The organism is Pseudomonas sp. FG-3G (assembly GCF_901007645.1).
Taxonomy (GTDB): domain Bacteria; phylum Pseudomonadota; class Gammaproteobacteria; order Pseudomonadales; family Pseudomonadaceae; genus Aquipseudomonas; species Aquipseudomonas rhizophila.
Window position 1 is genome coordinate 53,036 of sequence record NZ_CAAKGZ010000001.1, and the last position, 12,859, is coordinate 65,894.

12 protein-coding genes are annotated in these 12,859 nt (G+C 63.1%); all 12 read left to right on the forward strand.

Annotated features, from left to right (window positions below):
• Nucleotides 1-10: 10 nt before the first annotated feature.
• The 12 genes from cbiE (at nucleotide 11) to urtA (ending at nucleotide 12,840) form a co-directional block, all read left to right on the forward strand.
• Nucleotides 11-1,222, forward strand: a complete 1,212-nt coding sequence (gene cbiE, locus PSEUDOMOFG3G_RS00195) for a precorrin-6y C5,15-methyltransferase (decarboxylating) subunit CbiE (protein ID WP_139048486.1) — start codon at nucleotides 11-13, stop codon at nucleotides 1,220-1,222.
• Nucleotides 1,215-2,312 carry a cobalt-precorrin-5B (C(1))-methyltransferase gene (locus PSEUDOMOFG3G_RS00200; RefSeq protein ID WP_139048487.1) on the forward strand — a complete coding sequence of 366 codons (1,098 nt, stop codon included), beginning with the start codon at nucleotides 1,215-1,217 and terminating at the stop codon, nucleotides 2,310-2,312. The genes cbiE and PSEUDOMOFG3G_RS00200 overlap by 8 nt, the downstream gene beginning before the upstream one ends.
• Nucleotides 2,309-3,037, forward strand: a complete 729-nt coding sequence (locus PSEUDOMOFG3G_RS00205) for a cobalt-precorrin-6A reductase (protein ID WP_139048488.1) — start codon at nucleotides 2,309-2,311, stop codon at nucleotides 3,035-3,037. The genes PSEUDOMOFG3G_RS00200 and PSEUDOMOFG3G_RS00205 overlap by 4 nt, the downstream gene beginning before the upstream one ends.
• 210 nt (nucleotides 3,038-3,247) lie before the next feature.
• Entirely contained in the window at nucleotides 3,248-3,652 is a 405-nt protein-coding gene (locus PSEUDOMOFG3G_RS00210; protein ID WP_139048489.1) for a DUF2946 domain-containing protein, read from the forward strand.
• 47 nt (nucleotides 3,653-3,699) lie between these two features.
• Nucleotides 3,700-4,179: a copper chaperone PCu(A)C gene (locus PSEUDOMOFG3G_RS00215; protein WP_047227371.1), complete on the forward strand. Its 480-nt coding sequence runs from the start codon at nucleotides 3,700-3,702 to the stop codon at nucleotides 4,177-4,179.
• Nucleotides 4,180-4,236: 57 nt separating this feature from the next.
• A complete protein-coding gene (locus PSEUDOMOFG3G_RS00220; RefSeq protein WP_139048576.1) occupies nucleotides 4,237-4,629 on the forward strand; it encodes a DUF2946 domain-containing protein in 393 nt (130 codons plus the stop codon).
• Nucleotides 4,630-4,713: 84 nt separating this feature from the next.
• Complete coding sequence (locus tag PSEUDOMOFG3G_RS00225; protein ID WP_139048490.1) at nucleotides 4,714-6,840, forward strand: TonB-dependent copper receptor; 2,127 nt, start codon at nucleotides 4,714-4,716, stop codon at nucleotides 6,838-6,840.
• 171 nt (nucleotides 6,841-7,011) lie between these two features.
• On the forward strand, nucleotides 7,012-8,391 hold the full coding sequence (locus PSEUDOMOFG3G_RS00230; RefSeq protein WP_139048491.1) for a PepSY domain-containing protein: 1,380 nt from the start codon (nucleotides 7,012-7,014) through the stop codon (nucleotides 8,389-8,391).
• 200 nt (nucleotides 8,392-8,591) lie between these two features.
• A complete protein-coding gene (locus PSEUDOMOFG3G_RS00235; protein WP_139048492.1) occupies nucleotides 8,592-9,380 on the forward strand; it encodes an ABC transporter ATP-binding protein in 789 nt (262 codons plus the stop codon).
• Nucleotides 9,377-10,324, forward strand: a complete 948-nt coding sequence (locus PSEUDOMOFG3G_RS00240) for an ABC transporter substrate-binding protein (protein WP_139048493.1) — start codon at nucleotides 9,377-9,379, stop codon at nucleotides 10,322-10,324. Before PSEUDOMOFG3G_RS00235 ends, PSEUDOMOFG3G_RS00240 begins: the two co-directional genes overlap by 4 nt.
• Nucleotides 10,321-11,331: an iron ABC transporter permease gene (locus PSEUDOMOFG3G_RS00245; RefSeq protein WP_092395852.1), complete on the forward strand. Its 1,011-nt coding sequence runs from the start codon at nucleotides 10,321-10,323 to the stop codon at nucleotides 11,329-11,331. Before PSEUDOMOFG3G_RS00240 ends, PSEUDOMOFG3G_RS00245 begins: the two co-directional genes overlap by 4 nt.
• Before the next feature lie 243 nt (nucleotides 11,332-11,574).
• Nucleotides 11,575-12,840 carry an urea ABC transporter substrate-binding protein gene (gene urtA, locus PSEUDOMOFG3G_RS00250; RefSeq protein WP_058545695.1) on the forward strand — a complete coding sequence of 422 codons (1,266 nt, stop codon included), beginning with the start codon at nucleotides 11,575-11,577 and terminating at the stop codon, nucleotides 12,838-12,840.
• The last annotated feature ends 19 nt before the right edge of the window (nucleotides 12,841-12,859 follow it).

Here is a 12,859-nt window from a genome sequence, read left to right on the forward strand (position 1 = left end):
AGGAACAGAGATGACCCCCTGGCTGACCGTAGTGGGCATCGGTGAAGACGGCTTCAAGGGCCTGGGCCGAGCGGCTCGCCACGCTTTGCTGCAGGCCTCGCGTATTCTGGGCAGTGAGCGCCAGTTGGCGCTATTGCCGCTGTGCATCCGCGGTGAACGGGAGCTGTGGCCCAGTCCATTTTCCCTCGAACCGCTGCTGGCACGGCGCGGAGACCCCGTGTGCGTGCTGGCCAGCGGCGATCCCATGTTCTATGGCGTAGGCGCCAGCCTCGCCAAACACCTGCCTGGCGAGCAGATGCGGGTCATTCCAGCGCCATCGTCCTGTTCGCTGGCGGCGGCCCGCATGGGTTGGCCCTTGCAGGAGGTGGTCACCCTGTCGCTGGTGGCACGGCCCCTGGCGGCACTCAGCGCTCACTTATCCACAGGCGTCCGGCTGTTGCTGCTGAGCAACGACCGCCACAGTCCTGCCGCCGTGGCGGCGCTACTTCGCGAGCGCGGCTTCGGCCCCAGCCCCATGACCGTGCTCGAACATCTGGGCGGCACCGCCGAACGGCGGATCGAAAGCTGTGCGGCACAATGGTCCGATCCCACCGTCGCGGACCTGAACCTGATCGCCATCGAATGCCGCGCCGAACCCTCGGCGTTGCGCCTGTCGCGCCTGGCCGGTTTGCCGGACACTGCGTTTGAACATGACGGCCAGCTAACCAAACGTGACGTGCGCGCCATTACCCTCGCCCGTCTGGCCCCGATGCCCGGTGAATTGCTCTGGGATGTGGGGGCGGGCAGCGGCTCCATCGGTATCGAATGGATGCGCGCCCACCCCAGTTGCCGAGCCCTGGCCATCGAGGCCGACGAAGGCCGCCAAGGGTTGATCGAACGAAACCGCGACACCCTTGGCGTGCCCGGTCTGCAACTGATCCGCGGGCGGGCACCGCAGGCCCTGGAAGGACTGGAGCCGCCGGACGCGGTATTCATCGGCGGCGGCGTAACCCGCGAGGGCGTGCTCGACGCTTGCTGGGCTCGACTCAAGCCCGGCGGACGGCTGGTGGCCAACGCCGTGACGCTGCAGAGCGAGATGACGCTGATGAGCTGGCGCGAACTTCATGGCGGCGAACTGACCCGTATCCACATCGCCCAGGCCCAGCCATTGGGCGAGTTCGACACCTGGCGCCAGGCATTGCCCATCACCTTGCTCGACCTGGTCAAACCCTTCGATGCGTGACGAAACCGCCGAACAACCCGCGCCCCTGCGCAGCGGCCTGACCACCGGCAGTTGCGCCACCGCCACCAGTCTGGCGGCCGCCCGGCTGCTGCTTTGCGGCATCCAGGCCGATGCCGTGGAGATCGTGCTGCCCAAAGGCAAGCACGTGCAGATGCGCCTGGAATTCTGCCGCCTGACCGAGCAAGGCGCCGAAGCCGGGACGATCAAGGACGCCGGCGATGACCCGGACGTGACCCACGGCGCGCTGCTGTTTTCCCAAGTGCGGCTGACAGCCGAGCCTGGGGTGCGCTTCATTGCCGGGCGTGGCGTGGGCACCGTGACGCGGCCAGGATTGGTATTGGACGTCGGTGAGCCGGCGATCAATCCGGTACCACGTAAAATGATCGGCGACCACCTGGGACGGCTGGCCGAGCAAGCCGGGTATGCCGGCGGCTTCGAGGTCACGGTCAACGTTGAGGGCGGCGAAGCGCTGGCGCTGAAAACCATGAATCCCCGGCTGGGGATCCTCGGCGGCCTGTCGATCCTCGGCACCAGCGGCATCGTCCGACCATTCTCCTGCGCGGCCTACATTGCCTCGATCCACCAGGGCATCGACGTGGCGAAAACCAACGGTTACCTGCACATCGCCGCCTGCACCGGCAACGCCAGCGAAGACACCATGCGCCGGGTCTACAACCTGCCGGAAATCGCCCTGATCGAAATGGGCGATTTTGTCGGGGCGGTGCTCAAGCATGTGCGCAAGGTGCCCGTGGAGAAGCTCAGCCTCTGTGGCGGCTTTGGCAAAATCAGCAAATTGGCCGCCGGTCACATGGACCTGCACAGCCGTCATTCAAGTATCGACCTGCCACAACTGGCGCAATGGGCGGCCGCCATCGGTGCCGATGAGGCATTGCAGCAAGGCATTCGCCAGGCCAACACCAGCCAGCAAGCCCTGGCGATGGCCAGCGCCGCTGGCATCGCCCTCGGCGACGCAGTCTGCGAACACGCCTTGGCCTTCGCTCGCGGCATCGTACCGGCCCAGGTCCAGGTCGAAGTCTTCGCCATCGACCGCCAGGGCGGCATCGTCGGTCACGCCGGAGCTTTCAAATGAAACGCATCCTGCTGCTGGGGGGGGTCACCGAAGCCCTGGCCATCGCCCGCACCCTGGGCCCAACACACCTCTACAGCCTGGCGGGGATCGGCCGCGTTCCCACCGACCTGACCTGTCAGGTGCGCGTCGGCGGCTACGGCGGCGCCGAAGGGCTGACGCAATTCATTCGTGACCAAGGCATCGACCTGTTGCTGGATGCGACCCACCCCTACGCCGCACAAATCAGCCACAACGCCGCCCACGCAGCCCGCGCTTGCGGCATTCCCTGCTGGGCCCTGCGCCGTCCGGCATGGCAACCCCAGGCCGGGGATGACTGGCGCGAAGTGGCCGACTGGGCCGAACTGATCCAGGCCTTGCTGCCGTTCCACCGCCCCCTCTTCACCCTTGGCCGCGAGCCGCTGCAACACCTGCACGAAATCCCGCCCGAGCAATTCTGGACCCTGCGGGCCCTGGAGGTTTACCCCGGCAATGAGCGCTGCGAAGTCATAGGTGCCCGTGGGCCGTTTCATATTGACGGTGAGCGCGAACTGTTCGAACGGCGGCGGATCGATGTGCTGATCAGCAAGAACAGCGGCAGCACAGCCACCGAGCCGAAGCTGGAAGTGGCGCGGGAGCGGGGGCTGCCGGTGCTGGTGTTGAAGCGGCCGGTGTTGCCGGGGGTGGATCGGGAGTTTGGGACGGTGGATGAGGTGTTACAGGAACTGGCGAAGCCTGCGATCCTTTGATCTTTTCATGGTCGAAAATTCACGCGTTTCGACGCTGTCACCTATAGCAATACCAACTGATCAAAATCCAGCCATAAAAACACTCCCTTGAAGATCTGTTGCTACTGTTAACCCAAGCCCTGCGACCCTACACCGCACGTGCTCTTTTTACTTATCAACCCCGATCAGGCTAAATACCGCCACCTGATCGACCATCGAGCGGATTGCCCCATGTCCCGACAACGGCTTGCATTTGCCTGGATCGCCTGCTTCGCAGTGCTGTTCAACATGCTTGCCATGCCGCTTTCCGGCAGCGGTGGTGCGATGGCACAGGCCCAGTCGCCAGCCGAGCAATTGCTGTGGGGCAGTTTTTGCTCTTCCAGCGGCACGAAACTGGTGGCGATTTCCCTGGGCAAGTTCGAGCAGAGCACGCCGCAGAACGACGATCACTCGACGATGCAGCATTGCTGGTGCTGTGCGGGGTCGCCGCCCTTGGTGGCGCTGGCCGGGCATGAGCCGCAGTTGTACCTGAATGCTCAGCCGGCCCATCGCGGCGCTGCCCACCCACTGCTCGACAGCCCCACACCGCGCCAGCAATGGCCGAGCCTCAATCCCCGCGCCTCACCTCTGGCCTGATTCTTCCCGCATGACCCTGCGCCCTGAATCGTTCCGGAGAACTACCCATGCTGAACAGACTTATCCTGCTGGCCGCCCTGCTGCTTCCCGTCGGCTTCGCCCAAGCTCACCAGTACAAAGCGGGCGAGCTTGAAATCGCTCATCCATGGTCCCAGGAGTTGCCGCCCAATGCACCGACCGTGGCCGCGTACTTCGTGATTCACAACAAGGGCACAACCGCCGACAAACTGCTCAGCGTCGATTCGCCGATTGCCGACAAAGCCGAGCTCCACGAACACGTGATGCAAAACGACCTGATGAAAATGCAAGCGGTGCCCGTCGTTGATATCGCCCCCGGTGCGACTGTCACCTTCGCGCCGATGGCGTATCACGTGATGCTGCTGGGGCTGGAGGATCGCAGCCTGCTCAGCGACGGCAAACGCTTCCCTCTGACCCTGCATTTCGAAAAAGCGGGGGATGTCACGGTCGATGTCGCGGTGCAGAAAAAAGCCCCCGACAGCAGCAAAACCCAAACGCACGCCCACTGATCACCTTTGCCCATGCGAACGCCCCGCGCCAGGTCGGTCATGCCCCGCCGTCAGCTGATGAGCCTGACACGCGGCAGCTGGATCAGCCTGTTCGCCATGCTGATGATCTTTATCGGTCCGCTGATTTCTCAGTCGATGCCGATGGATCAGCGCATGTCTTCGTCCATGACCATGAACATGGAAATGGACATGTCGGCGGGCGTTCACGCCGAGCATGAAGCACCGAAAGCCGAACATTGCCCGCCCCAGAGCGAGCATCACGTACTGTGGGAAAAGTGTGGTTATTGCAGCCTGCTGTTCAATTGCCCTGCGCTGACGGGGGGGCATAGCTTCGCCGTCTTCGATACCCCGCCACCCCACACCTACACCAGCCCCTCGCCACGCCTGGGCCATGCCCGGACGTCATTCTTCCCCGGTGCCCGCACCCGCGCACCGCCCCTCGTCGCGTAGACCCCGACACTTACCTCACCCGGTCGCAAAAGACAGCCCCAGGTTGCCCGACCGTGTCGTTTACGTCTGTTCGATGGAATCATCATGTCCAGGTTTTCTGCCGGCATCGCATTGGGCGCAGCCCAGGTTCGCTGCTCCCCGAACGAGCCACGGGTTCGTTTTCGCTACACCGCCACCGCACTGTGCGGCCTGCTGCTCACGCCCTGTGCGCTGGCCGACGAGCATGCTCACCACGAAGCTCAGATCGAAGAGCTGAGCCCGACGGTCATTACCGCCGTCGCTCCCAGCTCGCCCCTGACCGTGGTCACCAACCCCAAGGATCCGCGCCAACCGGTGCCGGCCAGCGACGGCGGCGATTATCTCAAGACCATTCCCGGCTTCGCCCTGGTGCGCAACGGCGGCACCAATGGCGACCCGGTACTGCGGGGCATGTTCGGCTCGCGGCTGAACATTCTCACCAATGGCAGCATGCTGCTGGGCGCTTGCCCGGGCCGGATGGACGCGCCGACGTCCTATATTTCGCCGGAAACCTACGACAAACTCACCGTTATCAAGGGCCCGCAAACCGTGCTCTGGGGCCCTGGTGCATCGGCCGGGACCGTGCTGTTCGAACGCGAGCCGGAGCAGTTCGGCGAACTGGGCACCCGGGTCAACGCCAGCGTACTGGCCGGTTCCAACGGGCGCTTCGACAAGGTTGTGGATGCGGCTGCCGGCGGGTCTTTGGGTTACGTGCGGGTGATCGGCAACACAGCTCATTCAGACGATTATCGTGACGGCAACAACGACACGGTGCCGTCGCGCTACGACAAGTGGAACGGCGACGTGACGCTGGGCTGGACGCCGGATGCCGATACCCTGCTGGAACTGACCGCTGGCAAGGGCGACGGTGAAGCACGCTACGCCGGACGTGGCATGGATGGCTCGCAGTTCAAGCGTGAAAGCCTCGGCTTGCGTTTCGAGCGTTCGAACATGGGCGATGTGCTGGATACGCTCGAAGCGCAGGTCTACTACAACTACGCCGACCATGTGATGGACAACTACACGCTGCGCACGCCGTCCGGCACCGGGATGATGGCCGGCCCCATGGCGTCCAACGTCGACCGCCGCACCCTCGGCGCACGCATCAAGGCCACCTGGCGCTGGGCCGATGTGCAATTGATCAGTGGCCTGGACGCCCAGACCAACGAGCATCGCCAACGCAGCAGCATGGGCATCGACACCTACAAGGAACGGCCGCGCACCAAGGACGCCGACTTTCATAACTACGGCGTGTTCAGTGAGTTGACCTGGTACGCCGCCGACCGCGACCGGCTGGTCAGCGGCGCCCGCCTCGACCGCGCCTCGGCCAAGGATTACCGCCAAAGCATCGGCTCCGGCATGTCCGCCCGGCCCAATCCCACTGCCGACCAAACCCGCGCCGACACGCTGCCCAGTGGTTTCGTACGCTACGAACACGATCTGGCCGACAGCCCTACTACCCTCTATGCGGGCCTGGGCCACGCGCAACGTTTCCCGGATTACTGGGAGCTGTTTTCGGCCAACGCCGGCCCCGCCGGTTCGCTGAATGCTTTCGACTCGATCAAACCGGAGAAAACCACCCAACTCGACTTCGGCCTGCAGTACAAAACCGAAACCCTCGAAGCCTGGGCGTCGGGTTATGTCGGGCAGGTGCGCGACTACATCCTGTTCGACTACACGCCCGGCATGATGGGCACCACCTCCCGGGCCGAGAACATTGATGCACGGATCATGGGCGGTGAGCTGGGCGCGGCCTACAAGCTGACCGAGCGCTGGAAAGCCGATGCAACATTGGCCTACGCCTGGGGCAAAAACAGCAGCGATGGCAGCGCCCTGGCACAGATGCCGCCGCTCGACGCCCGCCTGGGCCTGACCTACAGCGAAGATCGCTGGAGCGCCGGTGCCCTGTGGCGCGTGGTGGCCGCGCAAAACCGTGTCGACGAGAACAAGGGCAACGTAGTGGGCAAGGACTACGGCAAGAGTTCCGGGTTCGGGGTGTTCTCCCTCAACGGTGCCTACCGCATCAATAAGCACTGGAAGGTCAGCAGCGGCGTCGACAACCTGTTCGGCAAAGCCTACGCCGAACATCTGAACCTGGCCGGCAACGCCGGGTTCGGCTACCCGGCGAGTGACCCGCAAGCCATCAACGAACCGGGGCGCACGTTCTGGACCAAGGTGGATATGAGCTTCTAACAACTGACCTGATTGATCGTTCCCACGCTCTGCGTGGGAATGCAGCACGGGACGCTTCGCGTCCTGCGGTGACGCAGAGCGTCACTGGATGCGTTCCCACGCGGGAGCGTGGGAACGATCAAAAGCGCCAAAAACATAACGATCACATTTGCCCTGCGGAGCGCTTTTAAAATGAGCCAACCGAAACCCAATTTCTACAACCTGGCCTGGCGCTGGCATTTTTATGCCGGGCTGTTCGTGGCGCCGTTCATGGTGATGCTGGCCCTGACCGGCATCATTTACCTGTTCAAGCCGCAACTCGACCCTCTGATGTACGGCAGCCTGCTGAACGTGCCGGCCGGCCATCACACGATGGCGGCGGACGACCTGCTCAAACAGGTCCGCCAGGCCTACCCCGAAGGCCAGGTCAAACAGTACCTGCCGCCGATCAATGCCGAGCGCAGTGCGCAATTCGTGGTGATCGACAAGGGCCGCGAGCTGAACGTGTTCATCGACCCCTACCATGGCGATGTCCTCGGTGAACAGGACGCCAAGGACAACCTGCAAGCCATCGCCCGGGCCATCCACGGTGAGTTGATGATCGGCACCGTGGGCGACCGACTGGTGGAAATGGCCGCCGGCTGGGGCGTGGTCCTGGTGGTGTCGGGCCTGTACCTGTGGTGGCCTCGCGGGCAGTCGTCGGCCGGAGTGTTGTGGCCACGCTGGAGCGCTCGCGGTCGTTTGTTCTGGCGCGACCTGCATGGGGTCGTCGGCTTCTGGGGCGCGGCGTTTCTGTTGGTGATGCTGCTCAGCGGCATGACCTGGACCGGCTTCTGGGGCAAGCAATATGCTGACCTCTGGAACCGCTTCCCGGCTGCCATGTGGAACGACATGCCCAAGTCCGACGTCGCGGCCGGCAGCCTCAACAATGCGCACCGCCAGACCGTACCCTGGGCCGTGGAAAATACCCCGATGCCGATGTCCGGCGACCATGCCGAACACATGGCCCACGGCGGCGCCCATGAAGGTCCCGCCGCGCCGACCATAAGCCTGCAAACGGTGCAGGACATCGCCACCGAACGCAAAGTGGAACCTGGCTACAGCATCACCCTGCCGACCACCGCCACCGGCGTATTCACCATCGCTGTATTCGCCGACGACCCGCGCAACGACGCGACCCTGCACGTGGACCAGTACACCGGCAAGGTCCTGGCGGATGTGCGTTGGGAACATTACGGCGTCGTCGCCCGCGCCACCGAAACCGGCGTGATGCTGCACGAAGGCAAGATGTTCGGCCCGCTGAACCAGATCATCGTGCTGCTGATTTGCCTGATGATCCTGCTCAGCGCCGTCAGCGGCGTGGTGATCTGGTGGAAGCGTCGGCCCCAGGGCAAGTTCGGCGTACCGGCGCTGCGTCACGACTTGCCGACCTGGAAGACCGGGGTGTTCATCATGCTGGCCCTGGCAGTGGTGTTTCCGCTGGTGGGGGCGTCGCTGCTGGTGATGGGGTTGCTGGATCGGCTCGTCACCCGTTTCAATCGCCAGCCTGAGGTGGTTTCATCTTCAAGTTGAAGACAGCGCGTTAACGAAAGACGGCGCGAAACCTCTACAATCGCGCCCGCTTTCCAAACGGTGAACACCATCCCTTGTGGGAGCGAGCTTGCTCGCGATAGCGGTGGATCAGCCAACAGAGATGTGACTGACCTACCGCTATCGCGAGCAAGCTCGCTCCCACAGGGGCTTCGGATCGATCCAATCATTTGAGTGTATGCATGACCTCGCTAACCCTCTCCCACCTCGCCTGGACACCCCTGGGCCATGGCCACTGCCATCATCAGTTCCAGCTGCGTGACGCCACGTTGCAGGTGGGTGCCGGGGAGTTTGTCGGGTTGATCGGGCCCAATGGCAGCGGCAAGACCAGTCTGTTGCGCTGCGCCTATCGGTTCAGTCAGCCGGAGGCGGGCGAGGTGAAACTTGACCATCACAACGTCTGGAAACAGTCCTCGCGCTGGTGCGCCCAACGCATCGCTGTGGTGTTGCAAGAGTTTCCCGACGCCTTCGGTCTGACGGTCCAGGAAGTGGTCGCCATGGGGCGCACGCCACACAAAGGCCTGTTCGATGGCGACAATCAGCGAGACCTGAGCCTGGTCAGCCAGTCACTGGAATCGGTGGGGCTGCAAGGTTTCGGCGACCATGCTTTCGCCACACTCTCGGGCGGGGAAAAGCAACGGGTGATCCTGGCTCGCGCCCTGGCGCAGCAGCCGCAGGTGCTGATCCTCGATGAGCCGACCAATCACCTCGACCCGCGTTATCAACTCCAACTGCTGCAACTGATCAAACGCCTGGGGATCGGCACCCTCGCCAGCATCCACGACCTGAACCTGGCCGCTGCGTTCTGTGATCGGCTCTACGTCATCGACCACGGACACATCGTCGCCAGCGGCACGCCCAAGGAAGTGCTGACGGTCACGCTATTGCGCGACGTCTTTGGCGTGCAGGCGCTGATTGACGAACACCCCTTGGCCGCCCACCCCCGAATCACCTGGATAACCCAACCATGATCTTGCGTTCCCTGCTGCTTCTGCCGCTGCTGCTCGGCAGTACACATGCTTTGGCCGAGACCACCCGCTACCCATTGACGATCCAAAGCTGCAATCGCGAAGTCACCTTCAACCAGGCGCCGAAACACGCCGTCAGCCATGACATCAACATGACCCAGATGATGCTCGCCCTGGGGCTCAAGTCGCGCATGGTGGGCTACAGCGGCATCAGCGGCTGGAAGTCAGTGACGCCCGACATGGAGAAAATCCTCGATGGCCTGCCGGAGCTGGCGGCCAAATACCCGTCGGTGGAAACCCTGCTCAATGCCAACGTGGATTTCTTCTTTGCCGGCTGGGACTACGGCATGCGGGTGGGCGGCGACCTGACGCCGCAAACCCTGCAACCGCTGGGCATCAATGTGTACGAGTTGACCGAATCCTGCGCGTTCGTGATGAAACGCCCGCCGGCCACCCTGGAAGACACCTATAACGACCTGCGCAACCTGGGAAGGATTTTCGATGTGCAGGATCGCGCCAATGAGTTGATCGCCTCGATGCAGGCCCAGGTGGCGCAAGTGCGCAAGCAGTTGCCTGCTGATCAGCCCCGAGTGTTCCTGTACGACAGTGGCGAAGACCGCGCCATGACCTCCGGCCGTCTCGGCATGCCACAGGCCCTGATCGATGCAGCCGGCGGGCGCAACATTCTTGATGACGTGCAGACCAGTTGGACCCGGGTGAGCTGGGAGAACGTGGTCGAGCGCAACCCCGAAGTGATCGTGATTGTCGATTACGGCGAAGTCAGCGCCGAGCAGAAGCAGCAATTCCTGCTGAACAACCCGGCCCTGCAATCGGTGGATGCGATCAAGCACCGGCGCTTCATCGTGATCCCTTACGTTCAGGCCACGCCGGGTATCGATAACGTATTAGCGGTGCAAACCCTGGCAAAGGGTTTTCACCGTCCATGAGCAATCGTCGCTATGGCGCGTTGCTGGTGTGCCTCGGTGCACTGATGCTGGTGTCGTGCGTGGTGTCCCTGGGGTTCGGTCCGGCGCGGGTGCCGGTGGCTGTGGTCTGGGACATCCTGCTGAACAAGGCTTTCGGTGTGGGTGACGTGTATTGGTCGCCCGGCCAGGAACATATCGTTTGGCTGATCCGCGTCCCGCGCCTGCTGCTCGGTGCCTTGGTGGGCGCGGGGCTGGCGTTGATCGGTGCGGTCCTGCAAGCGGTGACGCGCAACCCCCTGGCCGACCCGCACCTGCTGGGCGTCACGTCCGGCGCGACCCTGGGTGCGGTCATTGTGGTGCTGCATGTCGGTGAGATCATTGGTCTGCTGACCCTGCCGCTGGCCGCATTTATCGGCGCATTGTTGAGCATGTTGCTGGTACTGGCCATCGCCAGCCGCCAAGGCCGTCTGGAAAGCGATCGCTTGTTGCTGTGCGGCGTGGCGGTGTCATTCGTGATGATGGCGGCGGCCAACCTCTTGCTGTTTCTGGGTGACCATCGCGCCAGTTCCGCAGTGATGTTCTGGATGCTCGGCGGCCTGGGCCTGGCGCGCTGGGAATTGCTGGCGGTGCCGGCGGCCAGTGTGTTGCTGGGGCTGGGATTGCTGCTGGGCATGGCCCGGCCGCTGAATGCACTGATGGCGGGCGAACAGACCGCCGTGACCCTGGGCCTGAACGCGGCGAAGGTGAGGTTGTGGATTTTCCTGATCGCCTCGCTGATGACCGGCGTGCTGGTGTCCATCAGCGGCTCGATCGGTTTTGTCGGGCTGATGGTGCCGCACATTGCCAGGCGCCTGGTGGGTGCCGAACACCGTCGGCTGCTGCCTGCGTGTGTTCTGCTGGGCAGCCTGTTCCTGGTGTGGGTGGATGTGGCGGCCCGGACCCTGATCGCACCGGAGGACTTGCCCATTGGCGTCGCCACTGCCGCTATCGGTGGCCTGTTCTTCATCGGCCTGATGCGCCGTCGCTGAATCCACCCCTGTTTCCCTGACTTGCAAATAACAGGGGAACTGCAAGCCTTCGCCCCAATGTGGCGCATCTGATCGCACCAGCGCCTAGGCCGCGGTCGCTAGTGGTGCATTCGCACTTTTACCCCAGCGCGCCAACCCCGCATTCTCAATGCCTTTGCCCAACCGGGCACACCCCTTGCAAAAGCCCCTTCAGCGTCCGCATCTGCCATCGAAAAAAACTCATAATTGCACGGAGATCGCACAATGAAGCGTCGTAGCTTGATCAAGGCTTTTACACTCTCGGCAAGCATTGCCGCGATGGGCATGGCCTGGACCGTCCAGGCCGCCGAAACCATCAAGGTCGGCATCTTGCATTCATTGTCCGGCACCATGGCGATCTCCGAGACGTCCCTCAAGGACATGGCGCTGATGACCATCGACGAGATCAACGCCAAAGGTGGGGTCAACGGCAAGCAGCTCGAAGCGGTGGTCGTGGACCCGGCCTCGAACTGGCCGCTGTTCGCCGAAAAAGGCCGTCAATTGCTGACCCAGGACAAGGTCGCGGTGGTGTTCGGCTGCTGGACGTCGGTGTCGCGCAAATCCGTGTTGCCGGTGTTCGAAGAGCTCAACGGCCTGCTGTTCTACCCGGTGCAATACGAAGGCGAAGAGATGTCGCCGAACGTCTTCTACACCGGCGCGGCGCCGAACCAGCAGGCCATTCCGGCGGTGGAATACCTGATGAGCGAAGAAGGCGGCAGTGCCAAGCGCTACTTCCTGCTGGGCACCGACTACGTCTACCCGCGCACCACCAACAAGATCCTGCGTTCGTTCCTGCATTCCAAAGGTGTGGCAGACAAGGACATCGAAGAGGTCTACACCCCGTTCGGCCACAGCGACTACCAGACCATCGTGGCCAACATCAAAAAGTTCTCGGCCGGCGGCAAGACCGCGGTCATCTCCACGGTCAACGGCGACTCCAACGTGCCGTTCTATAAAGAACTGGCGAACCAGGGCCTGAAAGCCACCGACGTACCAGTGGTGGCGTTCTCGGTGGGCGAAGAAGAGCTGCGCGGCATCGACACCAAGCCGCTGGTGGGTAACCTGGCGGCGTGGAACTACTTCGAGTCCGTGGATAACCCGGCGAACAAGAAATTCGTCGATTCCTGGAAGGCCTATGCCAAGGCCAAGAACCTGCCAGGCGCCGACAAAGCCGTGACCAACGACCCGATGGAAGCCACCTACGTCGGCATCCATATGTGGGCGCAAGCGGTTGAAAAAGCCAAGTCCACCGACGTCGACAAAGTCCGCGAAGCCCTGGCCGGCCAGACGTTCGACGCACCGTCGGGCTACACCCTGACCATGGACAAGACCAACCACCACCTGCACAAGCCGGTGATGATCGGCGAGATCCAGGCCGACGGTCAGTTCAACGTGGTCTGGCAGACCGAGGGCCCGATCCGCGCCCAGCCATGGAGCCCGTTCATCGAAGGCAACGACAAGAAGCCTGACTATGCGGTGAAGAGCAACTGAGCCCATGGGGGGTCGACCC

Excerpts from the sequence above, each read along its gene's own strand:
- cbiE (WP_139048486.1), top strand. The coding sequence starts at position 11 with ATGACCCCCTGGCTGACCGTAGTGGGCATCGGTGAAGACGGCTTCAAG.
- PSEUDOMOFG3G_RS00200 (WP_139048487.1), top strand. The coding sequence starts at position 1,215 with ATGCGTGACGAAACCGCCGAACAACCCGCGCCCCTGCGCAGCGGCCTG.
- PSEUDOMOFG3G_RS00205 (WP_139048488.1), top strand. The coding sequence starts at position 2,309 with ATGAAACGCATCCTGCTGCTGGGGGGGGTCACCGAAGCCCTGGCCATC.
- PSEUDOMOFG3G_RS00210 (WP_139048489.1), top strand. The coding sequence starts at position 3,248 with ATGTCCCGACAACGGCTTGCATTTGCCTGGATCGCCTGCTTCGCAGTG.
- PSEUDOMOFG3G_RS00215 (WP_047227371.1), top strand. The coding sequence starts at position 3,700 with ATGCTGAACAGACTTATCCTGCTGGCCGCCCTGCTGCTTCCCGTCGGC.
- PSEUDOMOFG3G_RS00220 (WP_139048576.1), top strand. The coding sequence starts at position 4,237 with ATGAGCCTGACACGCGGCAGCTGGATCAGCCTGTTCGCCATGCTGATG.
- PSEUDOMOFG3G_RS00225 (WP_139048490.1), top strand. The coding sequence starts at position 4,714 with ATGTCCAGGTTTTCTGCCGGCATCGCATTGGGCGCAGCCCAGGTTCGC.
- PSEUDOMOFG3G_RS00230 (WP_139048491.1), top strand. The coding sequence starts at position 7,012 with ATGAGCCAACCGAAACCCAATTTCTACAACCTGGCCTGGCGCTGGCAT.
- PSEUDOMOFG3G_RS00235 (WP_139048492.1), top strand. The coding sequence starts at position 8,592 with ATGACCTCGCTAACCCTCTCCCACCTCGCCTGGACACCCCTGGGCCAT.
- PSEUDOMOFG3G_RS00240 (WP_139048493.1), top strand. The coding sequence starts at position 9,377 with ATGATCTTGCGTTCCCTGCTGCTTCTGCCGCTGCTGCTCGGCAGTACA.
- PSEUDOMOFG3G_RS00245 (WP_092395852.1), top strand. The coding sequence starts at position 10,321 with ATGAGCAATCGTCGCTATGGCGCGTTGCTGGTGTGCCTCGGTGCACTG.
- urtA (WP_058545695.1), top strand. The coding sequence starts at position 11,575 with ATGAAGCGTCGTAGCTTGATCAAGGCTTTTACACTCTCGGCAAGCATT.